At 70.9% G+C, this 23,196-nt stretch carries 15 protein-coding genes; 9 read left to right on the top strand and 6 right to left on the bottom strand.

What is annotated here, in order from left to right; translation table 11 throughout:
- Positions 1–10: 10 nt before the first annotated feature.
- Entirely contained in the window at positions 11–835 is an 825-nt protein-coding gene (locus tag WMF42_RS34610) for a glycosyltransferase family 2 protein (RefSeq protein ID WP_437687246.1), read from the bottom strand.
- 168 nt (positions 836–1,003) lie between these two features.
- Here WMF42_RS34610 and WMF42_RS34605 point away from each other — a divergent pair, with 168 nt between their 5' ends.
- Together WMF42_RS34605 and WMF42_RS34600 are read left to right on the top strand one after the other, a co-directional pair.
- A complete protein-coding gene (locus tag WMF42_RS34605; RefSeq protein WP_233561984.1) occupies positions 1,004–2,320 on the top strand; it encodes an MFS transporter in 1,317 nt (438 codons plus the stop codon).
- A 12-nt stretch (positions 2,321–2,332) separates the two neighbouring features.
- Complete coding sequence (locus WMF42_RS34600; RefSeq protein ID WP_437687244.1) at positions 2,333–3,325, top strand: phosphotransferase enzyme family protein; 993 nt, start codon at positions 2,333–2,335, stop codon at positions 3,323–3,325.
- A 360-nt stretch (positions 3,326–3,685) separates the two neighbouring features.
- On the opposite strand, the gene WMF42_RS34595 is transcribed toward WMF42_RS34600, so the two are convergent.
- Positions 3,686–4,516 (bottom strand): hypothetical protein, encoded by an 831-nt coding sequence (locus WMF42_RS34595; protein ID WP_437687243.1) that lies wholly within the window; start codon positions 4,514–4,516, stop codon positions 3,686–3,688.
- Positions 4,517–4,790: 274 nt separating this feature from the next.
- Between WMF42_RS34595 and WMF42_RS34590 the strand changes: the two genes are divergently transcribed.
- From WMF42_RS34590 to WMF42_RS34580, 3 genes are all read left to right on the top strand, one after another.
- The gene (locus WMF42_RS34590; RefSeq protein ID WP_437687241.1) at positions 4,791–9,374 is read left to right on the top strand and encodes a toxin TcdB middle/N-terminal domain-containing protein; all 4,584 of its coding nucleotides are present in this window, start codon (positions 4,791–4,793) and stop codon (positions 9,372–9,374) included.
- 62 nt (positions 9,375–9,436) lie between these two features.
- Positions 9,437–9,994: a hypothetical protein gene (locus WMF42_RS34585; RefSeq protein ID WP_437687239.1), complete on the top strand. Its 558-nt coding sequence runs from the start codon at positions 9,437–9,439 to the stop codon at positions 9,992–9,994.
- Positions 9,995–10,258: 264 nt separating this feature from the next.
- Positions 10,259–10,543, top strand: a complete 285-nt coding sequence (locus tag WMF42_RS34580) for a hypothetical protein (RefSeq protein ID WP_437286168.1) — start codon at positions 10,259–10,261, stop codon at positions 10,541–10,543.
- A 228-nt stretch (positions 10,544–10,771) separates the two neighbouring features.
- Here WMF42_RS34580 and mscL read toward each other — a convergent pair whose 3' ends face one another.
- On the bottom strand, positions 10,772–11,221 hold the full coding sequence (gene mscL, locus WMF42_RS34575) for a large conductance mechanosensitive channel protein MscL (protein ID WP_437687237.1): 450 nt from the start codon (positions 11,219–11,221) through the stop codon (positions 10,772–10,774).
- Between the two features lie 373 nt (positions 11,222–11,594).
- Here mscL and WMF42_RS34570 point away from each other — a divergent pair, with 373 nt between their 5' ends.
- Positions 11,595–12,200 (top strand): 5-formyltetrahydrofolate cyclo-ligase, encoded by a 606-nt coding sequence (locus WMF42_RS34570; RefSeq protein ID WP_437687235.1) that lies wholly within the window; start codon positions 11,595–11,597, stop codon positions 12,198–12,200.
- 16 nt (positions 12,201–12,216) lie between these two features.
- Complete coding sequence (locus WMF42_RS34565) at positions 12,217–14,724, top strand: hypothetical protein (RefSeq protein WP_437687233.1); 2,508 nt, start codon at positions 12,217–12,219, stop codon at positions 14,722–14,724.
- Positions 14,725–14,970: 246 nt separating this feature from the next.
- Here the strand turns inward: WMF42_RS34565 and WMF42_RS34560 are convergent, their stop codons facing one another.
- A complete protein-coding gene (locus tag WMF42_RS34560; protein WP_061612867.1) occupies positions 14,971–15,300 on the bottom strand; it encodes a PilZ domain-containing protein in 330 nt (109 codons plus the stop codon).
- 157 nt (positions 15,301–15,457) lie between these two features.
- Here WMF42_RS34560 and WMF42_RS34555 point away from each other — a divergent pair, with 157 nt between their 5' ends.
- A complete protein-coding gene (locus WMF42_RS34555; protein WP_020740062.1) occupies positions 15,458–15,634 on the top strand; it encodes a hypothetical protein in 177 nt (58 codons plus the stop codon).
- 1,265 nt (positions 15,635–16,899) lie between these two features.
- Entirely contained in the window at positions 16,900–18,798 is a 1,899-nt protein-coding gene (locus WMF42_RS34550) for a hypothetical protein (protein WP_437687231.1), read from the top strand.
- A gap of 120 nt (positions 18,799–18,918) precedes the next feature.
- Here WMF42_RS34550 and WMF42_RS34545 read toward each other — a convergent pair whose 3' ends face one another.
- Positions 18,919–20,796 (bottom strand): hypothetical protein, encoded by a 1,878-nt coding sequence (locus tag WMF42_RS34545; RefSeq protein WP_437687229.1) that lies wholly within the window; start codon positions 20,794–20,796, stop codon positions 18,919–18,921.
- A gap of 295 nt (positions 20,797–21,091) precedes the next feature.
- Positions 21,092–23,146, bottom strand: coding sequence for a M3 family metallopeptidase (locus tag WMF42_RS34540; RefSeq protein WP_061612870.1), 2,055 nt, complete (start codon positions 23,144–23,146; stop codon positions 21,092–21,094).
- Positions 23,147–23,196: the final 50 nt, after the last annotated feature.

The following is a 23,196-nucleotide window of genomic DNA, read 5'->3' as shown; positions in this document are numbered from 1 at the left end:
TCGCTTCACATCAGGGCGACGCCGTCGTCGGCTGCGACGGGCGGGGGTCGATCTCGGCGGCGATCGCGCTCGCCGCGGCGGGGCGGCGCGCGGCCGGGGACGGCGCCGGGGCGGCGGGCACGTGGCGGAGCCCGCGCGTGAGCGCGAGGGTCGTCACCACCCGGCGCACGATCCTCGCCGGATCGCGCACGCTGTCGAAGTGCGTGAGCCGCTCGTCCTCGGGCGGGTAGATGACCCGGATCGACACCTCGACGATGCGGACGCCGGCGGCGACGGCGCGCAGGAGGATCTCCGCCTCGAAGGCGTAGCCCTCGTCGCGCGCGTCGAGCGAGAGCGTCCGCCGGAGCGGGTAGCGGCGCAGGCCGCACTGGGTGTCGGCGAAGGGGCGGCCGGCGAAGAGCGAGAGGAAGAAGTTCGAGATGCGGTTCGAGATCTGGTTCGCGCGCGGCGCGCCGGCCGAGGCGAGATCCCGGATGCCGAGCACGAGCGCCTCGGGGTCGGCGTCGGCCTCGACGAGGCGCCGCGCTTCGTCCGGCGGGTGCTGGCCGTCCGCGTCCACGGTGACCGCCACGTCGAAGCCCGAGGCGAGGGCGAACTCCATCCCGGTGCGCAGGGCGGCGCCCTTGCCGAGGTTCTCCGGGTGGCTCAGCACCGTGGCGCCGGCCGCGCGCGCCAGCTCGGCCGTCCTGTCGGTCGACCCGTCGTCCACGACGAAGACCGCGCCAGCCAGCCCGTCGACCCGCAGCGCCTCGCGTGTGACGTCCCCAACGTTGCGCTCCGCCTGGTAGGCGGGAATGATGGCGCAGATCCGCATGAAGCAGAGCGCGATTACCACGGTGTGCCCTGGATGAACAGCGGCAGGCACGATCTGTCCTCTACGTTGTCGGCGGGGAGACATTCGACCGCGCTCGATCTCGACGCGGGAGAACCTGCGCGGGGCTCCTGGCGGGCGGCCGCGGCCGCGCTGCCCGGGTAGCGCGCGTCCAGCCCAAGGAGCTTCCACGTGCATGTCCCCTCGACGCTGGCCGGCGATCGTCGGCCGGAGCCCCGTCCGGGCTTGCTCCGTCGCCGCCCCCATTTCCGTCGCGTCTGGCTGAGCGAGATCGTCTCGCTGCTCGGCGACTGGATGAGCTTCGTCGCCGTGAGCCTGCTCGCGCTGGGCGGCGAGGGGGGCGGCGTCGTGGCGCTCGCGCTCGTCATGGTGGGGCATCACCTGCCGAACGCGCTGTTCGCGCCGGTGGCGGGCGTGCTGGCGGACCGGCTCGATCGCCGGTGGCTGCTGATCGGGACCAGCGCGGCGCAGGGCGCGCTCACGGTGGGCATGCTGGTCGCCGCCGTCCTCGGCAGCGTGCCGGCGGTGCAGGTGCTCGTGTTCGCGCGCGCGTCGGTGGGCGCGCTGCGGCTGCCGGCCCAGAGCGCTGTGCTGCGGCACGTGGTCGAGGAGGACGAGCTGCTCGAGGCGAACGCGATCGCGTCGGCGACGTGGAGCGTGATGTTCGCGGTCGGCATGGCGTTCGGCGGCCTGATCGCGGCGCTCGGCCCGGCGGCTGCGCTCGCGCTGGACGCGGCGTCGTTCGGGCTGTCGGTCGTGTTCCTGTGGGGGCTGCCGCGGATGGTCGCCGAGGGGCGGCCGGCGGAGGGCGGCGCGGTCGCCGCGCTCGCGTCGGTGCGCGGCGACATGGTGCTCGCCTGGAAGCACGCCTGGGAGCGGCCGCCGCTGCTCGACGCCGTGCTCGCGAAGACGCCGGTCCACCTGGCGAACGGCGGGGCGCTCCTGCTGCTCAACGTGCTCGCGACGCAGCTCGCCTTCGCGGGCACGGGCGCGCTCACGCTGGGGGTGCTCCAGTGCGTCCGGGGCGCGGGGACGGGGGTCGGCCCGCTGCTCGGCGTCGCGCTCGTGCGCCGCGGCCTCCGGGGCGAGCTCGCCGCGACAGGGGCCGCCTGGGTGACGTTCGCGTCGATCGCGGCGTTCGCGGTGACCCGGCACTGGGCGGCGCTGCTCGGGATCGCGCTCGTGTGGGGCCTGGGCAGCGGCGCGAACTGGGTGCTGTCGAGCGCGGAGATCCAGCGGCTCTCGCCGGACCGCTTCGTCGGGCGGCTCTCGGCGATCGACAACCTGGTGCTCACGGTCGGCCTGTGCGCCACGTCGCTCGGGGGCGCCGTGCTCGTGGAGCGGGTCGGCGCGCCGGTGGGAGCGGCCGCGTGGCTCGGCCTCGGCGCCGGCGTCGTCGCCTGGCTCGGGTCGCAGTGGGTTGTGCGCCGGCGGGCCGCGGCGGGGGCGAAGGAGGTTTCCTTGCGGCCCGGGACGGAGGGCAGGTAGCCTCCGGCCCCGATGATCCCGGACGTGTGGGCGCCGCTGCGCGGCCTCTCGGTGCGCCGCTGCGAGGACGAGGGGCTCATCAACGGAACGTGGGTGGCCGGCGTGGCCGGCGAGCCGCCGCGGTTCGTGGTGCAGCGGGTGAGCCCGATCTTCGCCCCGCCGGTCCACGACGACATCGAGGCGGTGACCGCGCACCTGGCGAGCCGCGGCGTCCCGACGCCGCGGCTGCTGCGCGCGGACGACGGCGCGCTCTTCGCGCGGGACGGCGCGGGCGCTGTGTGGCGGGCGATGGACTTCGTCCCTGGCCGCACGCACCACCGGGTCGGCTCGCCCGCGCTCGCCCGCGCCGCGGGCGCCCTCGCCGCGCGCTTCCACCGGGCGGTGGACGATCTCGAGCACGCGTACCGCCACGTCCGCGCCGGCGCGCACGACACGGCGCTGCACATGGAGCGGCTGGACGGCGTGGCCACGGGGGGCGAGGGGCGGCGGCTGGCGGACGCGATCCTCGACGCGTTCCGCACGTGGCAGGGGCGGCTCGACCTGCCGGCGCGGCACTGCCACGGCGATCTCAAGATCTCGAACCTGCGCTTCTCGGAGGCGGGGGAGGGGATCTGCCTGCTCGACCTCGACACGCTGGCGCTGCAGTCGCTCGACGTGGAGCTCGGCGACGCGTGGCGGTCGTGGTGCAACCCGGCCGGGGAGGACGCGACCGAGGCGCGCTTCGACCTCGAGGTCTTCGCCGCCGCGGTGGCCGGCTACCGCGAGGTGCGGCCGTTCAGCGCGGAGGAGCGCGAGGCGCTCGCGGACGCGGTGGAGCGGATCGCGCTGGAGCTCGCGGCGCGCTTCTGCCGGGACGCGTTCGAGGACCGGTACTTCGGCTGGGACGCCGCGCGGTTCCCGACGCGGGTCGCGCACAACCTGCACCGGGCCGCGGGGCAGCTCTCGCTGGCGCGCGCGGCGCGGCGGCAGCGCGGGGAGATCGCGCGGCTGCTCGCGGGGGGGTGAGCGGATCGGCGCGGGGGGAGGAGCGGGGCGGCGTGGGCGGGGCGGGACATGGGCGGGGGCGTGGCGGGGGAGGCGGCGGGGATGTGGCGATAGGGGTGGGGGCGTGGCCGGGCAGGCGGCGGGGATGTCGCGACATGGGCGGGGGCGTGGCCGGGCAGGCGGCGGGGATGTCGCGAGATGGGCGGGAGCGTGGCCGGGCACGCGGTGGGGATGTCGGGACATGAGCGGGGGCGTGGCCGGGCAGGCGGTGGGGATGTCGGGACATGGGCGAGGGCGTGGCCGGGCAGGCGGCGGGCATGTGGCGACAACCCCGGGGGCGTGGTCGAGCACGCCCCGGGCAGGTCGAGCACGTGGCGCTGACTACAGATCCGGGGCGCTGAGCACCATGGGCTCAGCCGGCGCCGGTGGGGCGGGGGCAACGGGCGAGGCGGGGGCGACGGGCGGGGTGGGGGCCGTCGTCGGGCCCTGCTCCGTCGCCGCGCGCCCGCGAGCGCCCCGATCGCGGTCGGCGTTCAGCTTGTCGATGTAGGCGAACAGCCGCGCCTCGTGGTCGGCGGGCAGCGCGCTGCCCTCTTCCTGGATTTCGTCCCGGAGCGCCTCCCGGAAGCGCCCCAGCAGCCCGACCACCGCGCCGCGGAGCGGGCCTGTCGCCGCGGCGTTCTCGCCCGTCGCGAGGAGCGTGGCGCGCCTGCGCAGGAGCCTGTCGATGTCGTCTCCCGCGGCGATGAACGCCTTGACCCAGTCGTGCAGGGTTCCCCCGCCGGGGGTGGCGGCGGACTTCAGCTCGGCCTTGAGCCGGGTCAGCTCGGGCCGGTTGTCGAGCGCCGCCGATGCCTCGTCCGCGTAGGGGGCGCGGAGCACCTCGAGCTTCGGGACGAACGTCTGCTGCGCGGTCGCCGCCGCCTCCTTGAGCGGCGCCGGCAAGGCGGGGTGCGCCTCGACGGCCTTGCAGAAGAAGAAGATAGCCGCCCCGAGGCCGTCGTGCCGGACGTCGGCCTCGGAGAGCTCCCTGGCGAGCGGCGCCTGCGTGCCCGCGGCGTCGGGGATCGCGTCGATCTCCTTCTGCTTCGCCCTGAGCCGCCGCTCGTACAGCTTGCCAGTCGCGGACAGGCGCAGCTCGTCGGCCCTCTCGTCGAGCAGATCGCGCAAGGCCAGCTTCAGGTCCCCTATCGTGAGATTGCGCAAGGTCACCTCCGTGAATCGTATGTGGATCGCGTGGTCGCCCGCCCCCGCGCCGCACCAGCGGCAGAGAGGGCGGGCTGAGGGTGATTGTCGGAACGCAGCACGGCCGCGGGACTGTCGTCAACCGAGTAGCCAGATTTCAATCGTTGATCGGACCGGGCGCAGGAGCGGCGACGCTGGAATCGTGCTTTGAATCCGGCGGTCCTGGAGCATTTCACGGCATCTCCACCTCGCCCGTCTCGGTTTGTAATTGCCATTTCCTTTCTGGATTGCTCCCGACCGGGTGAGCAAGCAGCCAGGACAGGACTACTATCGGGTCCGGCTGAACCTCGGGGACGGCTTCGGACCGGAGGAGAAGTGGAGCGCGCCGGCGGCGAGCGGCGGCCTGCCGTGGGGCGTCCCGCTGGAGAAGGACTTCACGAAGGAGATCAACGGCAGCAACGACGCGCTGGCCTTCTCGGAGACGACGGCGTTCAACGCCGGTTACGGGGTGCCGATCAAGATCACGACGCCGTACGTGTGTATCGTCCTGGAGATCGCGGCGCAGCTCGGGTTGAACGGTGGGCGGAGCGAGCTCGGATGGGACGACCTGGACGGCGACGGGACGGTCGATCACGTGCTGAAGCTGAGCGACGGCATGCTGCGCGAGAGCGACGCGGCGCTGCGGGCGCGGCTGAACCTGACGGGCAAGACCAACCGCCTCGCGCGCGTTGTACGGCCGCTTGGCGGCAGCTTCGCGCTGGACTATGAGCGTGAAGGCAACAAGGTGGCCCATGCGAGCGACCCGGGCGAGCTGAGCGTGGACATGCCCGGCAGCAAGTGGGTGCTGTCACGGGTCGAGGTGGACGACGGCATGGGTACGCCCGCCTATGTCCACACGTTCGATTACCACCAGAGCGGGTTCTACGACCGCGCGGAGCGCGAGGACTACGGCTTCGCGCAGGTGACGGCGACGCGCGAGGACGACTCGCAGATCGTCACGCGGTACCACAACCAGGACTATTACCGGCGCGGGCTCGTGGCCGAGGTGATCGAGCAGGACGCCGAGGGGCGGCTGTTCAGCCGGCAGCAGATTGCGTACCGTGAGCCCGGGGCGCAGCCGACGCTGACGGGAACGTTCTTCCCCCGGGAAGAGCTGCGGACGACGTCGTGGTACGAGGGCAAGACGACGGACCCGAGCGCGCCTGGCAAGCAGACGAGCGAGGGGCGCGACTGGGACGATCGCGGCAACCTGATCGGGCTGACGGAGCACGGCGAGCCAGGCACGCTGGCCGACGATGTCACGACGACGATCCACCACGTGACGTACGACGGGCCGTACATCGTTCGCGCGGACAGCGTCGAGGCGCGCGACAGCGCCGGCAGGCTGCTGCGGAAGCGCACGGCGATGTACGACGAGGCGACCGGGGCGTTGGAGTCCATCACGAGCACCGTGATCGGCGGCAAGGATCCCGTGACGGGCGCGCCGTACACCGGGGACGACGCGACGAACCCGACCTGGCAGTTCTTCCCCGACGCGTACGGCAACCTGGAAACGGCGATCGACCCGCGGGGGTTCACGCTCACGTACGAGTACGAGGACGTCGCGGAGACGTACCTCGAGCGGGTCGACGACTCGTTCGGTTATTTCTCGGGGGCGTCATCGGACTACCGCTATGGCGCCGTCAGCGCGGTCCAGGACGTCAATGGCCATGAGGTGCGCTACGAGTACGACGCGTTCGGCCGGCTGAGCGCGGTGTTCGGCCCGAACGATCCGGTCGCGGCGGCGGAGGCGACGATCTCCTTCGAGTATGCGCTCCAGCCGGGGGCGAGCGCCGCTGTCCCGGCGTGGGCGCGCACGCGGCACAAGGACGTGCAACACCCCGGGGATCCGATCGATACGGTGACGTTCATCGACGGGCTCGATCGGGTGATCCAGACGAAGAAGGACCTGGAGAAGGATCAGGGGCCGGCTGCGGCCCCGATCGTCGGCATGTCGGTGAGCGGGCGGGTCGTCTTCGACGAGCGCGGCCGGATCGCGTACCAGGGCCAGCCGGTGTTCGACACGGGGGCGGCGACGGCGTTCGTGGACGTGCCGCTGAAGCACCCGACGGTGTTCGCGTACGACGTGCTCTCGCGCGTCATCGAGGCGAGAGAGCCGGACGACGAGGCCGGCGAGGTGACGACGACGACGACCTACGACATCGAGGTGCTCGACCGCGTGGCGATGTTCGTGGCGACGGAGACCGATCCGAACGAGAAGGTGCGGAAGGCGTACCAGGACGTGGACAACGCGATCGTGGCGGTCGAGGAGCGCAATCGGCTGCACGAGTCGGAGACGTGGACGACACTGGTGACGCGGTACGCGTACAACCCGGTAGGCGAGCTGGTGCGCGTGACCGACCCGCTCGGCCATGTCACGACGGCGGAGTACGACACAGTGGGCCGCATGGTGGCGCTCACGAGCCCGGACATGGGTCGCACGGAGTGGCGTTACGATCTGTCGGGCAACCTCGGGGCGCGGCAGACGGCGAAGCTGGCGGCGGAAGGCGCGAGCAAGCTGATCCGGTACGAGTACGATTACAACCGGCTGAGGCGCGTGGACTACCCGGATTCGCCGGACGTGACGTACGTATACGGCGAGCCGGGCGAGGCGGGCGACGAGCACGGCAACCGCGCCGGCCGGCTGGAGGAGGAGCGGAGCGAGGCCGGGACGAGGACATTTGCGTATGATCGGCTCGGGAACGTCAAGACGCTGACGACCGAGTTCCCCCGGCTGCGCGAGCCGCACCGGGGGCCGTACCAGGCGACCATGGAGTACGACGTCGACGCGTTCGGGCGCCTGCTGTCGATGAAGTTCCCCGGCTCCGGCGCGGAGGTGGTGACCTATGGCTACGACCGTGGCGGCCTGGTCCGGTCGGCTGTCGGGACGAACACGCAGACGAATCCTCAGCACCCGGACGAGCCGGCGGTGACGCAGTACCTGCTGCACATCGGGTACGACGAGTTCGAGCAGCGGGTGCGGGTGGTGCACGGCAACGGGATCGCGACGTCGTACAGGTACTATGACAAGTCGCGTCGGCTGGAGCAGATCAACGCCGATCACCGCGACCGGTTCCTCGTGGAGCGCGGGCTGCCGGCGAGGCCGTTCCTGCAGATGCGCTACGACTACGACGCGGCGGGCAACCTGGAGCAGGTGCGGAACGAGGCGCCGTACGACGTGAACATGCCGGGGTCGGTGCGGGTCGGGCCGACGACGCACGACTACGGGTACGACGACCTGTACCAGCTCGTGCTGGCCAGCGGGACGTACCAGGACTGGAACGACTGGCAGTTCCGGTACCGGGTGTCGTTCGACTACGACGAGATTGGCAACATCCTTGTCAAGGATCAGGGCAGCTACCGCTACGTGCCGGATACGGACGCGGACCGGTGCGAGGGGGACTGGTGCGAGGAGCAGCCGATCCGGGAGCAGACGTACCGGTCGGTGTACAGGTACACGGGTCCGCAGCCGCACGCGCCCAGGCAGATCGACGAGCAGCTCGTGGCGGAGTCGAGGCCGTGGTCACGGGTGATCAGCTACGACGCGAGCGGCAACCAGACCGGCTGGACCTATCCGGGCTCGGGCACGCGCGTCACCGAGTGGAACGAGGAGAACCGCGTCTCCCGGGTGCTGCAGAACGGGCAGGAGCTGTCGCGCGCGCTCTACGATGGAGACGGCGAGCGGCGGGTGCACCTGCACCACGTGAGCGGCGAGGAGGAGACGGCCTACCACGACCAGCACCTGACGCTGCGGGACGGGCGGTTCATCACGAAGCACATTTACGCGGGGCAGACGCGGATCGCGAGCAAGATGGATCCGGACTGGTTCCGTGACCCGCCGACGATCTACTACCATCCGGACCACCTGGGCAGCACGAGCTTCGCGACGAACAACGAGCAGACGCTGACGCAGCGGGACGAGTACTTCCCGAGCGGGGAGCTGTGGATCGACGCGTCGGACTCGCGGTACGAGCTGCGGCGGGCGTATGTGTTCACCGGGAAGGAGCTCGACCAGGCGACGGGGCTCTATTACTTCGGGGCGCGGTACTACGACCCGCGGATGAGCGTGTGGCTCAGCCCGGATCCGATCCTGGACGAGTACATGCAGGGCGGGCCGGGTGGGGGGGTGTTCAACCCGGGGAACCTGGGGCTGTACAGCTACACGCTGAACAACCCGGTGAACCTTGTCGATCCGGATGGGCGGAGCTCGCAAGGGGCGCACCGGAACTTCCCGCCGGGGATGAATGGTTGCCGGCACCCGGGCTGCTTCAACGGGCCGGAGGGCGCGAAGTTTCACCAGGAGCAGATGCTGCGGCGGACGGGGGCCGGCTCCGCAGCGGCTGCGACCGGTACGGCTTCGCGCGGCATTGGCAACGTCATGCGGCGGATGCTGTTCCGATGGACCGCGCAGCCGCAACAGGGGCCGCGGCCGCCGGTGCAACCCACGGTGGCGCCGTCACAGCCGCCGCAAGCCGCGCAGCCGGCGCAGCCGCCGCAGGCGGCGAAGCCGGCGCAGGCGGCTCCCAAGAGCGGCGGGAGCAACGCGGGGGCTCAGGCTAGGGGAGGGGCAGCGCGTCGGGCAGTCGGTGCTGCTCGTGAATCGAAAGTTGCTGAACTTACCGGGGGAAAGGTTTCTGGCGACGAAATCCAGGCACCCAATTTGGGGCATACGGACATTGATGTTGTGGCCGGCAACGGGGATCTGGTGATGGTCGGAGGCCCCAAGAAGGGAGAAAACCTGAGCAATCTGGCGCGTGTGATCAAGCTGTATCAACACGCTGCAGCTTCAGGAGAACGCAAGGTCGGGGTGCGAGCATATTTTCCGCCGACACTCCACAGTCGGTGATTGATTTTACTGCAAAGAGGATTGGGGCAGAAAACGTGTTCAAGATTCCGGAGCGGTGACTTATGGCTCAGATCTATGGTGCGGTCGAATTTCGAATCGAAGACGAATGGTATGATGTCATCAATGTCAGTAGTTTGCTCCTGCAGCACTACGATCTGAACGGATGTTTGTTTGGTGTGGATAATTATGCGGACTTTGTTCCGCTGTTTGCTGGTCGGGGAGTTCCTGGGGACTGTAGTGAAAACTTGAAGCAAAAAGTTTCCACTTATCTTGATGATGAGAGTTGGCCGAGCTGGGTTCTCTACAGTGAGCTCGCTTGCATTGACTGGGATGAGCGTGCGGTCTCGAGGGATTACAGGATCAGCGAGTATGTTGTGTATGGCGATGGTAAAGAAAAATTTGTTACAAAGTGGCTGAACAAGCTGGAGCACGACTGGGTGCGCGAGGCTCTGGAGACCGAGCTGGAAGTACGAAGTGGAGACCGTGTGTTTCGTAGGCCTGTGCTGCGCAGAGCAGATGCGATCGCCGGCACAGAGTTTGGTCTATTGATGAAGCTCATGGGGTGCCTCGCAGATAGATTTGGGGTTGACGGTGTGCGGCTTGTTGTCTGGTTTGGGTAGGCGGTTCGATATCAGCAGCTGTATCTGGTTGTGTGGCCGCACGTCGGCAGAAGTTCCGGTAACGGGTGTCGTTTGATTACGACGAGATTGGTAAGATCCTTGTCAAGGATCAGGGTAGCTATCGTTGCGTGCCGGATACGGACGCGGACCGGTGCGAGGGGGACTGGTGCGAGGAGCAGCCGATCCGGGAGCAGACGTACCGATCGGCGTTACAGGTGCACGGGCCTGCAGCCGCACGCGCCCAGGCAGATCGATGAGCAGCTCGTGGCGGAGTCGGGGCCGTGGTCACGGGTGATCAGCTACGACGCGAGCGGCAACCAGACCGGCTGGACGTACCCGGGCTCGGGCACGCGCGTGACGCAGTGGAACGAGGAGAACCGTGTCAGCCGGGTGCTGCAGAACGGGCAAGAGAAGTCGCGCGTGCTCTACGATGGAGACGGCGAGCGGCGGGTGCACCTGCACCACATCAGCGGCGAGGAGGAGACGGCCTACCACGACCAGCACCTGACGCTGCGGGACGGGCGGTTCATCACGAATGGCCAGGGCTGAATCAGGTGCGGGCGCGGCGACGGCGTTCGTTGACGTGCCGCTGAAGCACCCGACGGTGTTCGCGTACGACGTGCTCTCGCGGGTCATCGAGGGCGAGGAAGCCAGACGACGAGGCGCACGCGTTCGGGCGCCTGCTGTCGATGAACTTCCCTGGCTCCGACGCGGAGGTGGTGACCTATGGCTACGGCCGGGGCGGCCTGGTCTGGTCGCCTCGCGCCGCCCCGCGCGCTACGCGGTCTTCAGCGCCGCCGTGCAGTGCCCGCAGCGCACCGCCTTGATGGGGATGGTCATCGCGCACTCGGGGCACTCCTTCGTCGTCGCCGCCTCCTCGTGCTTCCTCTGGAGCTTGCCCATGAGCTGCATCAGCAGGAACACGCAGAAGGCGACGATGAAGAAGCTCACCAGGTTGTTGATCACCTGGCCGTACTGGAGGAGGACCGCGCCGGCCTTCGTCATCTCGTCGATGGTCGTGTGGGGACCGGGCCCGGTCGGCGCCTTCAGGACGATGTAGTGCCGGCTGAAATCGATGCCGCCCGTCAACAGGCCTATCGGCGGCATGATCAGGTGGTCGACGAGCGACTTGACGATGTTGCCGAACGCCGCGCCGATCACGACGCCGACCGCCATGTCGACGACGTTGCCACGAATCGCGAACTTCTTGAAATCGTCCCAGAACATTGCTCGCCTCCCGCGTCGAGCTTCTACTCCGGCAGGCACCCCGAGATCCACCGTCGAATCGTGGCCTCCCGGCCGCCCCAGGATCCAGGCGCCGCGGCACGACCGGCGCCGCCGAGCTCGCCCGTGACCCCCCGGGCGCGCCCCCGCGCCGCCTCGCGCCCGGCGCCCCCGCCGCCTCGCACCCGGCATCCGCTCCCCGCCCGGCATCCGCTCCCCGCCCGGCATCCGCTCCCCGCCCGGCATCCGCTCCCCGCCCGGCATCCGCTCCCCGCCTGGCGTCCGCTCCCCGCCCGCCTTGCAGCGCGCCTCAGGAATCCCTGGCTGGATTTCCGACGCGCGAGACTAGGATGCCCGCCGGAGGATCGACCGAGCCATGGACCCCGACGCCGAAGCCGCACTGCGTCACCGCGCGAAGGCCGAGCTGCGCAAGCGCGCCAGGGCGCTCCGCAGCTCCATCCCCCCGGGCGCCCTCCTCGAGCGGTCGCGCCGCATCCAGCGCGCCCTCGCCGAGCTGCCGGCCCTCGCCGCCGCCCGTCACGTCGCGCTCTTCTACCCGATCGAGGACCGCAACGAGGTCGACCTCCGGGAGCTCGACCCGCTCCTCCGCGGCCGCGGCGTCCGGGTGGCGTACCCCGCCATCGACCCCGAGTCGCGCGTCATGACCTTCCGCTTCGTCGCCGATCCCGAGGCCATGGAGGAGCGCGGCCTCGGCTTCCGCGAGCCCGACCCCGCCGACGAGGAGGCCGCGGCGCTCGACGTCATCGTCGTGCCCGCCCTCCAGATCGACCCCAGGGGGCACCGGATCGGCTACGGCGCCGGCTACTACGACAGCACGCTGCCGCGCTTCTCCCCGCCGGCCCGCACCGTCGGCGTCGCGTTCGACTTCCAGCTCATCGCCGAGGTGCCGACCACCGAGGGCGACGTCCCGCTCGGCACCATCGTGACCGACGCCCGCGTGCTCGAGGCCGAGCCCGCCTAGGATGCCCGGAGAACAGGTGGAAGGGGAGAGCGCGAGCGACAGGTCCGCCCTCATCGCGGCGATCGCGTCCGGCGCCATGATCGCCCAGCAGGTCGCCGGCCGGGCCACCCGCGACGCCCTCTTCCTCTCCAGCTTCGGCGCCGACGACGTCCCCAAGGTCATGGCCGCCGGCGCGGCGCTGTCGTTCGCCGCCGTCCTCCTCATCTCGCGCGCCCTCCTCCGGCTCTCCCCCGCGCGCGTCGTCCCCGCCCTCTTCGGCGCGAGCTCCGCCCTCCTCGTCCTGGAGTGGGGCCTCGCCCTGCGCGCGCCCGGCGCCGCCGCCCTCGTCTTCTACCTGCACATCGCCGTCTTCGGCGCGACCCTCATCTCCGCCTTCTGGTCGCTCGTCAACGAGCGCTTCGATCCCCACACAGCCCGTCGCTCCATGGGGCGCATCGCGGGCGGCGGGACGCTCGGCGGCGTGGTCGGCGGCCTCTTCGCGTGGCGCGCCAGCCACCTCATGGACGCCCCGACCATGCTCCTCGCCCTCGCCGCGGCGAGCGCGCTGAGCGCCGGGACCACCTACCTGCTCGGCCGGCACCTCCCGCTCTCCCCGTCCGCCAGCGCCGCCGGCGCCGGCCCCGCCGGCGAGGAGGCGCGCGCCGACGCGGGCGCGAGCGCCGGCCCCGCGGGGCTCGGGGCGCTTCGCGACAGCGGCCACCTGCGCGACCTCGCCGTGCTCGTCGGGCTCGGCGCCGTGAGCGGCGCCCTCTTCGACGTGGCCCTCAGCGCCGAGGCCGCCGCCGCGATGCGCGACCGCAACGAGCTGCTCTCGTTCTTCGCCCTCTTCCACCTCTCGGTGAGCGTGCTGTCCTTCCTCGTGCAGTCGCTCGCCGCCACCTTCTCGCTCGACAGGCTCGGGCTCGCCGCCACCATCGGCATCCTCCCGGTGGCCGTCCTCACGAGCTCCCTCTCCCTCGTGATCGCCCCGCGGCTCTGGGCCGCCTCCATCGTCCGCGGCACCGAGGCGGTGCTCCGGAACTCGCTCTTCCGCTCGGGCTACGAGCTGCTCTACACGCCGCTGCCCCCGGACCAGAAGCGGTCGATCAAGACGCTCATCGACGTCGGCTTCGACCGCATCGGCACCGCGGCGGGCAGCGGCCTCGCCATGGCCCTGCTCGTGCTCGCGCCGGGCGCGTCGCTGCCCCTCCTGCTCGGCCTCGGCACGGCCGCCGCGGGGGTCACCCTGCTCTTCACGCCGCGGCTGCACCGGGGCTACGTCGCCGCCCTCGAGGGCAGCCTGCGCTCCGGCGCCGTCTCGCTCGACCCCGCGAACGTCGTCGACGCGACGACCCGCCGCACCCTGAGCGGCACCGTCGACGCGCTCAGCCGGGACAAGGTCCTCGCCGAGCTCGCGGCGCTCCGCAAGGGCACGGGCGCGCGGCCCGACGCCGGGCGCGCCCCGGGCCCGGACGGCGAGCGTACATCGTACGCCGGTCCGCCGATCTCGGCCCGCGCGCCGATCTCGGCCCGCGCGCCGGTCTCGGTCGGGGCGCCCGGCGACGGCCCGCGCGCGCCGGCGGGGGACGGCAGGCTCGCCGACGGGCCGCTCTCGGCGCGGGCCGCGTCGGCGGCGCTCGCTGCCGACCCGGTGCTCGCGGCCACGGCCGATCTCCGCTCCGGCGACGCCGGTCGCATCCGCCGGGCGCTCGCTGGGGAGCTGGACCTCTCGCTCGTCCCCCACGCGATCCCGCTCCTCGAGCGGGAGGGGCTCAACGCGGAGGCGATCCGCGCGCTCCGCAGCGTCGCCCAGCGCGCGACGGGCCAGCTCCTCGACGTGCTCCTCGACCCGTCCGTGAGCGTCGCCGTCCGGCGGCGCATCCCGCGCGTGCTCCAGGCCTGCCCCACCCAGCGCGCCGCCGACGGGCTGATGCTCGGCCTCGCCGACGAGCGCTTCGAGGTGCGCTACCAGTGCGGCGTCGCGCTCGCGAGGCTCCTGCAGCAGCGCGCGCCGATCCAGCTCCGGCGCGAGGACGTGATCGAGGCCGCGACGCGCGAGATCGAGATCGACCGCCGGGTGTGGGACGCCCAGCCCCCGAACGCGGCCCCCCCGGGCGAGGCGCCCCCGGCCGTGCGCCTGCTCATCGAGCGGACGAGCCGCAGCCTGGAGCACGTCTTCCGCGTGCTCTCGCTCTGCCTCGAGCGCGAGCCGCTCGAGATCGCCTACCGCGCGCTCCACGCCGACGACGCCCACCTCCGCGGGACGGCGCTCGAGTACCTGGAGAACGTCCTGCCGTCCGCGATCCGCGAGAGCCTCTGGCCGTACCTGGGCATCCGGACGACCGCCCCCGCCGAGCCGCGCGCCGAGGAGCCGCGCCCCGCCGAGGCGCCGCGCGCCGAGGAGCCGCGCCCCGCCGAGGCGCCGCGCGCTGGCCACACCGCGCCGCGCCTCCCCGAGCACGCGCTCGACGAGCTCCGCCGCTCCGCGGCCAACATCCCGCGGGCCTCGATCGCCGCCGCGCGCCGGCGGAAGGCGTCGACCTAGGCGGCGCGACAAAAAGAAAAAGCGTCGCCGGGGCCCGGGGGGGGAGAGGCCGCACCAGCAACGCTGCTCAGGGAGTTTGCAGCTCGCGTGCCACCGCGGGAAGACAGGGACGCAGGGCAATTTCGCCTCGATGTCCCGGGCGCATCCCCCGACGTTGCACTCCTGCGATTTCACCCTTGCAGCCGCGCACTGCGTCGGGGGCGGCGCCTCGGCCGCGGGGGCGTCCCGCGGCGCGGCGCGGCTCGCTCAGTGGAGCGGCTCGCGGCGGCGGGCCTTGTCGTCGAGGTGCTCGGCGATGGTGAGCCGGTCGGCGTCGCTCATGACGACGAACCGGACGGCGAGCAGGTTGTCGCGGTCCCACACAGGGCGGGCGCGCAGGCGGATGGGGCGCCCGACCCCGAGATCGAGCTCGAACGGGGTGACGGCGGGCAGCGCCCGGCCCGCGAGCGCGGGCGCGCGCTCGACGATCATGCCGGTGGGCGACAGATCGATGGCGCGGCACCGGTGCCTGTGGCCGTCGACGAGCGCCGAGACGGGGAAGTCGACCTGCGCGCGCGCGCCCTGCCTTCGATCCATGCGTTCCTCCTGGGGCACGTCGTGCCGGTCCCGAGCTTAAGCCGCGCGGCGCGCCCTGGCCAAACATCGGGCAGGCGAGCCCCGCGGTCGGGACGCCGCGGGCCAGCACGATCTCGGCGCCGTGCGATATGCTGGGCGGCGAAAGGAAGGTCTGGCGATGCCCACGTGCCGCGAGTGCGACAGCGAGGTCGACGAGCTCAAGACGATCAAGGTCGGAACCAAGAAGAAGAAGGTCTGCGAGGACTGCGCCGATCGCGCGGCCCAGGAGGGCGCCATCGCCGAGGAGAGCGAGGCCGTCGTCCAGCAGATGATGGGCTTCAAGGGACGACGCTGAGCCGGCGCGCGGCGCCGCGGACCCCCAGGAACACCGCGCGAGCCAGGGAGACGCCGACGCGCGGAGACGCGGCGAAATGCTCGGATCTACAGCAGAATCCGGCGGCTACAGCGGAGTCTGCCGCGCCTCGTCGAGCGCTCGAGTGAATCGACGCTGTCCCCTGGATTGAACAGGAAGTCGGGAATCCCGGAAAGAGCTTGAATCCGCTGCCGGGTTCGTGTCGTTCATTTCCGGATTCCTGACAACCCGTTCAGTTTTTCCGTCGAAGCCTGGATTCAGGTTCTTCGTCGCCGGCGCACGGCGCACGGCGCGCCCGTCCCGTGGATGCGGCGGACCTCCTCGTCGAACCCGGCGACACGTGCTTCGCCCGGGCCTCGCTCGCGAGCCCACACAGCCGTCCAGGAGTGAAATGGTCGCACGCGACGCCGCTCTCGCGGAGGGAGCCATTGCACGCGTCGTGGACGGCACGACACGACAGGGGCCGTGATCGAAGGCGCAGCAACACCGAGGAGCGCGCGGGCGACAGCACGTCGCCGAGAGAGCGCCTCGGCCCTCTTCAACAGGACGATTGACCTGGACGCGCGCGCCTCGAACCTCGCTGTCGCCAGCACCTCGCGGGCTCCGCGCCGCGCGTGAGACGCCCGTGTCGAGCGCGCCGTCAGGGCGCCTTGCCGCTGCTCTTCGAGGTCGATCGAGGCGCGGGCCGAGATCGCCGAACTCCACGCGCTCCGACCGTGGCCGATGGCTGTAACGGTGCGTGTACCGAGCGAAGGATGCCGCCTCCGCGCGATCGTCGATGTCGTCACCGAGCTCGAGCATGCAGGGGCTGGTGGGTGAAGGTCGTCAATTGGCCTGGAGAACGCGACAGCGATGGGCTTTGCCCAACATTTCCGCGGGATTTTGGCCTGGTGACAGCGAGCGAGCGACCACGTCCAACCACCTTCCCCACAGGAGCGGGCGAACTGCGCATTGCAGTTTTGCATCGAATTTTTGCAACCTTGATGTGAAAAGCAGCTCGGGTGTGCGACCTAATTGGCCGATCGTTTGGTTTGCGAAAGCATTTCGTCTTGACCCTTCGTGCCGTTCCAGGAATAAGTTGTCTCACGAGAGCGCCGGTATCCGCCCCTTCGGTTGCTGAATGGTCTGCACCGATGGTTCGCGGCGTGAAGGCAAACAGCGGGAGGCTCCTCTTCTGCCCCCTGTTGCCTTCGGCCGTAACGGTCCTGTTCAACGCAGGGGTCGACGACGCCGGGGGAGAAAAAGCCATGCATTCGATTTCTCAGGGCTTTGGGTCGCGGTCGTTTGCCGCCGGTAAGTTCATCGCCTCCATCGCGGCGGTATCGATCGTCGGCCTCGGCTGCGCGCCGCTCGACGTGGACGTGACCGAGGAGGACCTCGACGCGGAGGAGCAAGCTGCAGGGACGACATACCGAGTCGGCCCGACGCGGACCTACAAGACCCTCGCCGACGTGGCGAGCCGGCTGGCGCCGGGCGACGTTGTCGAGGTCGACGGCAACGCGACGTACCCGGGCGACATCTGGCTCAAGAAGGGCGGTACGGCGAACGCGAAGGTCACCATCCGCGGCGTCCGGGCCAACGGGAAGCGGCCGCTGCTGAAGGGCGGCGCCAACACCATCCAGCTCAACGCGAACCACATCGTGATGGAGGGGTTCGAGGTCACGGGCGGCACGTCCCGCTGCATCTTCACCCACGGCCACGACCTCACGATCCGCGACACCGTCGTCCACGACTGCCCCGCGCACGGCATCCTCGGCGCGGACAGCGACTCGGGCTCGCTGACCCTCGAGTACGTGGAAGTGTACAGGTGCGGCGCCGGGGAGACGAAGCACCCGATCTACATCGCGACGGACGAGTCCAAGTATCCCGGCGCGGTGTTCCGGATGCAGCACAGCTACATCCACGACGCGAACGGCGGCAACGCGGTGAAGAGCCGCGCGGAGCGGAACGAGATCTATCACAACTGGATCGAGGGCGGGTACTGGAAGGAGCTCGAGCTCATCGGGCCCGACGGGCAGGATCCGAGCCTCGCGCGGGAGGACTCCGACGTTGTCGGCAACGTCTTCCGCAAGACGCGCACGCAGTACGTTGTGCGCGTCGGCGGCGACGGCACGGGCGAGACGAACGGGCGGTATCGGTTCGTGAACAACACCTTCCTGCTGGCGCAGGGGTCGAAGGCGGCGATCCACATGCACTTCGGCGTCGAGAGCGTCGAGCTGCACAACAACGTCTTCCACCGCGTCGGGGGCGGGAGCATCGATGTGTTCCGCGATGACGCGGAGTGGGCGACGGGCAGGCCGATCATCAAGGGCGTCAACAACGCCGTTCCCAAGGACACGGTGGTGCCCTCCGGCTTCACGGGGACGCTGAAGGTGAGCGGGGATCCCGGCTTCACGAGCCTCGCCAACCGCGACGTGTCGCTGCTCTCGACGAGCCCCCTCCGGAACGCGGGCGTCAGCCAGATCCAGGGGATCGCCGGGCGCGAGATCAGGGCGCCGCTCGCGCTGCCGCTCTTCCACCCGCCGAAGGCGGCGCTCGCGGCCCCGGGCACCGCGCTGGCGCGGACGGCCGTGGGCGCGGTCGACATCGGCGCCTTCGAGTTCGGCTCGGGGGTGGCGGCGGCGACCCAGCCGACGGCGCCGGCCGAGCCCGAGGAGCCGACCGAGCCGACGACACAAACGCCGGACGCGTCGTGCCCGTCGGTGGACCCGGGCGAGTGGGCGAACACGCCCCTGCCGACCCAGTGGGGGACCTTCACGGCGACCTGGGACGTGACGCCGACCGCGTCGAACATCGACGGCAGGATCGGGGTGTCGAAGGGCGCCGCGGACCAGGCGAGCGAGCTCGCGGCGAGCGTCGTGTTCGATCGGCAGGGCAACGTCCGCGTGCTGAACGGGTCGAGCTACCAGGCGATGACGGCGTTCCGGTACACAGCGGGCACGACGTACACCGTCCGGATGGTGGTCGAGCCGGGGTCGAAGCGGTACGCGGTGTACATCCGCCCGAAGAACGGCCAGGAGGTGCAGCTCGCGTACAGGTACGCGTTCAGGCCCGAGCAGGTCGCGGCGGGCATCCGGTCGATCGACAACTGGACGATGGTCGGGGGAGCGGCGCCGCTCTCGGCGTGCAACTTCTCGATCAAGTGAGCGGGTGACTCCCGGGGGGCCCGTCGGGGCTCCACTCCAGGGGGGCCAGGCCCGAGGAGGGATCTCCTCGGGCCTACGGCCGTCGAGAGGGGTCAGGTCCGGGGGGCGGACCGCGCCACGTCACCGCACGTCGAAGCCGTGGCGCAGGACCGGGAAGACACCGAGGTAGAGGCTCCCGAAGGTCGGCCCGATGGGCGGCCAATCGCTGTCGGGCCGCATGGCCTCGACCTCGGCGACCTGACCGCGGAGGAAGTGGCGATAGAAGTACACGAAGTCGTGCTCGCCGTTGGAACCGTCGTAATAACCGTGGTTCGAGGAGCCGTGCAGCCCGTGAATCCCGTTGTACGAGCCCAGCACGTTCCGGTTGTACCCCTCGTAGTTGTGCATCACCTCGTGGAGGAGCCCGGCGTTCGGGACGCCGATCCCCGCGCCGGTGTAGGTGGTGGGGATCGCGAGGTACCTGTCGTCCCAGGCCCACGCGAGGTTGCTCTCGTCGTCCACCAGGGAGCCGTCGGCCCGGTGCTGCGGGATGAAAAGCACGATCATGTCGTAGTCCGAGAGCAGGTGCGCGGTCGGGTGCTCGCTCTGGAAGCGCCCGGTGTCCCACCCATCGTGGTTCGGCTCGTAGATCGGCACGTCCTCGACAGGGGGCAGGACATCGACTGTCCACTTGGCGAGCCCGTACGACAGCGGCTCCAGCCATCGAGCGCTTGTCGCCCTCGCCTGCGTCAAGAGCCGCTCGATGTCGTCCTCGGAGAGCACGCCGAGGTTCGACGGGTCCGCTCCGCCGAGCGACGCGCTGTAGTTGACGCTCGTCCGGATCGGCAGGATCCCGATGCGCGTGTCCTCCTGGATCCCGAGCGGCGCGTTCGCGGTGATGTCGACGCCCACGGGTGACGCGCCGACGGTCACGCTCTGCTCCCGGTAAGAGCCCGTGTAGTCGTACGGCGGCGACTCGGTGCCGAGGCCGACGCCGATGGTGTAGTCGCCCGGCGGCAGCGAGAGCGTGGCCGGCGTTGTGTGCCCCGTGAAGACGTCGTTCACGTACACCTTGCCGGGCTGCGGGCTCGTCGCCGTCACGGTGACAGGCTGGAGCGCGGGCCGGTTCGGGGTGTCCACGGAGAACGTCCGATCCGCCACGATCCCCTGCCGGACCTCCTGGCCGTTGCACAGGGTCGCGGGGCACGTCGCGTTGACGACGAGCTGGTCGTCGACCCAGACCTCGACGCCATAGCTCACCGGTCCTCCGGTGTTGATGCTCTGGATCCGGAGATCGTTGTCGCCGCTCCCGAACCAGTCGCTCACGTCGATGCGCTGGCCGATGCTCGGATCGCCGTCGTTGAACATCCTCCGCTGCAGGCCGTTCACCCAGAGGACGAGCCGGTCGTCCGCGTCGGAGACGCGCAGCTCCACCTTGGAATGGCCGGACGGCGCGCCGCCCACGAAGCGGAGGTTGTCGACCACGTAATCGGTCGTCGTGTACGGGACATTCAGGACGATCTTGAACGTCAGGTCGCTGTAGGTCTGACTCAGGGCGTCGACGACGTTCTGCGGCAGGTTGAACGAGATCGGGCTGAACGTGCCTGCGGGCAGCCCCGCGAGGTTCACCTGGCCCAGCCAGACGGTGTGCACGCCCCGGGACGGGATGTTCACGACGAGCTGCGCGTTGCCGAAGGCGGGCGACACAGGCGCCTTCAGGTCGAAGGCGATCGTCGAGGTCACGCCCGACACGGTGGTCAGCGGCGCGGACTGGAGCTCGACGAAGCTGAAGTTCCGCAGGGCGAGCGCGGAGCTGCCCTGGGAGTGATCCACGCTCGCGCTCTTCACGGCGCCGGAGGCCGTCCAGTCGGCGGTGCTCTCGAAGCCGAGCACCGACGCCGGGGTCACGAGGGCCTGCGCCGCCTCATCGACGATCTGCTCCTCCGTGTCGGTCCCCTGTGCGCAGGCTGCGAGCACGAGCGCGCACGAGGTCGTCATCATGAAACGTGAACGTCGCATTCGATGGTCTCCTTGAGATGCCGGGCTGTTCCACGCCGCGGTGGTCCGGCTGGCAGGGCGCTATCGCAACGTGCATGCCGCCCGGCCGCGCGAGGGCCTCTGCGACGAGAGCGGCGGCGCACGAGCGGCTGCCGCGCCATCGAGCGCGCCCGCGGGACCGGCGAGCGCATGGCAAGCCTTGCCGTCCTGGCAACGGTTGCCAGCGCTGAAGGGCAGAGACACGGCAAGGATTGCCATCACGCCACACGCTGGCGAGGAGAGGGGCGCAGGGCGGACCGGGCGGCCGCCCCGGGGCTCAGGCGAGGCCGCTGCGCTGGAGCAGGGCGTCGAGGGTGGGCTCGCGGCCGCGGAAGTTCCTGTAGAGGTCCATCGGGTCCAGGGTGTCGCCGAGCGCGAGGATCTGGCTCCGGAACGCGTCGCCGACCTTGCGGCTGAACAGGCCCTCCTCCTGGAAGCGGGAGAAGGCGTCGGCGTCCAGCACCTCGGCCCACTTGTACGAGTAGTAGCCGGCGGCGTAGCCCACCGGGCTCGAGAAGAGGTGCGAGAAGCCGGCGATCATGGCGTAGCCCTCGGGCAGCGGGACCGGCGAGTAGCGCGACTGGACCTCGCGGGCGAGCTCGACGACATCGCCGCGGCCGGGGCCCCAGTCCATGTGGAGCGTGAGATCGATCTCGGCGAAGCCGAGCTGCCGCATCGTCGTGGCGCCCGCGCGGAACGTGCGGGCCGCGCGCATCCGCTGGAGCAGGTCGTCCGGGATGGGCGCGCCCGTCTCGTGGTGGCGCGCGAACAGGTCGAGCGCCTCACGCTCCCAGCACCAGTTCTCCATGATCTGCGAGGGCAGCTCGACGAAGTCCCAGGCGACGTTGGTGCCGGCGAGGCTCCGGATCGGCACCCGGCTCGAGGCGTGGTGCATCATGTGGCCGAACTCGTGGAACAGCGTCTCGACCTCGCGGTGGTTCAAGAGCGCGGGGCGGCCGCCGACAGGCGGGGTGAAGCTGCCCGCCAGGACCTCGAGGTGGCGCGCGTCCTCGCCGTCCGCGCGCCCGTCCTCGCGCGGCGCGCCCGTGACGAGCCCGTGCATCCAGGCGCCGTCGCGCTTCTGCTCGCGCGGGAGGAAGTCGAGGTAGAAGGCGGCGCTCTGGGCGCCGTCCGCCTCGATGAGCTTGTAGGCGCGGGCGCTCGGGTGCCACGTGGGGGCGTCCTGCCACGGCGCGATGCGCACGCCATAGAGGCGGTGGGCGATCTCGAACAGGCCGGAGACGACGCGATCGAGCGGGAAATACGGGCGGAGCGCCTCGTCGTCGAAGTCGTAGCGGGCGCGGCGCAGCTTCTCGGCGTAGTACGAGACGTCCCACGGCGCGATCGGCGGCGCGCCGGCGCCCTCGATCTCGCGGCGGAAGGCGGCGAGCTCCTCCTTCTCGCGCTCGAACACCGGCTCGGTGCGCGCCCGCAGCGTCTCGACGAAGCGGCGCGCCTCGCCGCCCGTCTTCGCCATGCGATCCTCGAGGACCAGATCGGCGAAGGTCGCGTAGCCGAGCAGCTTCGCCTTCTCGCAGCGGAGCTCGAGGATGCGGCGGATGAGCGGGCGGTTGTCGTGCTCGCCCTCGGTCGCCCGCGTGTTGTACGCGCGGTAGAAGCGCTCGCGGATCGCGGCGTCGTCGAGGTACGTGAGCACGGGGATGTAGCTCGGCGCCTGCAGCGTGAAGCGGTAGCCCTGGAGGCCCCGGTCCTGCGCGCTCTGGCGGGCCGCCTCGACGGCGCTCGGCGGCAGGCCGGCGAGGCGCGCCGGGTCCTCGATCACGAGCTCGAAGGCGTTCGTCGCGTCGAGGACGTTCTGGGAGAAGCGCAGCGTGATCGTCGCGAGCTCGACGTCGATCTCGGAGAGGCGCTTCTTGCCGGCAGGGTCGAGCTCGGAGCCGCTCCGGCGGAAGTCGTCGAGGGTCTTCTTGAGGAACCGGCGGCGCGGGCCTGTCAGCGCCTCGGCCTCGGGCGTGGCGGCGTACGCCTTGAGCGCGCCGTAGACGCCCTCGTTCAGGGCGATGCCGCTCAGGAACTCGCTGACCTCCGGCTGGATGGCGTTGTAGGCGGCGCGCAGCGCGGGGGTCGTGGACGTCGACTCGAGGTGCGAGATGACGTTCATGGCGCGATCGAGCCGGTCGGTGACGGCCTCGAGCGCGCCGAGGGTGCTCTCGTAGGTGCGGGGGCCGGGCGCCGCGACGAGGGCGTCGAGCCGGGCGCGGGCGTCCTCGAGCAGCGCGCGCACCGCGGGCTCGACGTGCTCGCTCCGGATGCGATCGAACGGGATCTCGAAGCCGAGAGAGAGCAGGGGATTGTCGGTCGCTTCGGTCATATCGCTCCTGGTTGGGCCCCCCTGGTGGGGCTGGCGGACGGGGCGCGGCG

Origin of the sequence: Sorangium sp. So ce176 (genome assembly GCF_051519835.1) — a bacterium.
GTDB lineage: Bacteria > Myxococcota_A > Polyangia > Polyangiales > Polyangiaceae > Sorangium > Sorangium cellulosum_G.
The sequence above is the reverse complement of the archived record's forward strand: the minus strand, read 5'-3'. Positions and strand labels throughout refer to the sequence as shown.

Coding starts and splice junctions, on each gene's coding strand:
- WMF42_RS34600 (WP_437687244.1), top strand. CDS start 2,333: ATGATCCCGGACGTGTGGGCGCCGCTGCGCGGCCTCTCGGTGCGCCGC.
- WMF42_RS34570 (WP_437687235.1), top strand. CDS start 11,595: ATGGACCCCGACGCCGAAGCCGCACTGCGTCACCGCGCGAAGGCCGAG.
- WMF42_RS34560 (WP_061612867.1), bottom strand. CDS start 15,300: ATGGATCGAAGGCAGGGCGCGCGCGCGCAGGTCGACTTCCCCGTCTCG.
- WMF42_RS34585 (WP_437687239.1), top strand. CDS start 9,437: ATGGCTCAGATCTATGGTGCGGTCGAATTTCGAATCGAAGACGAATGG.
- WMF42_RS34555 (WP_020740062.1), top strand. CDS start 15,458: ATGCCCACGTGCCGCGAGTGCGACAGCGAGGTCGACGAGCTCAAGACG.
- mscL (WP_437687237.1), bottom strand. CDS start 11,221: ATGTTCTGGGACGATTTCAAGAAGTTCGCGATTCGTGGCAACGTCGTC.
- WMF42_RS34550 (WP_437687231.1), top strand. CDS start 16,900: ATGCATTCGATTTCTCAGGGCTTTGGGTCGCGGTCGTTTGCCGCCGGT.
- WMF42_RS34540 (WP_061612870.1), bottom strand. CDS start 23,146: ATGACCGAAGCGACCGACAATCCCCTGCTCTCTCTCGGCTTCGAGATC.
- WMF42_RS34545 (WP_437687229.1), bottom strand. CDS start 20,796: ATGCGACGTTCACGTTTCATGATGACGACCTCGTGCGCGCTCGTGCTC.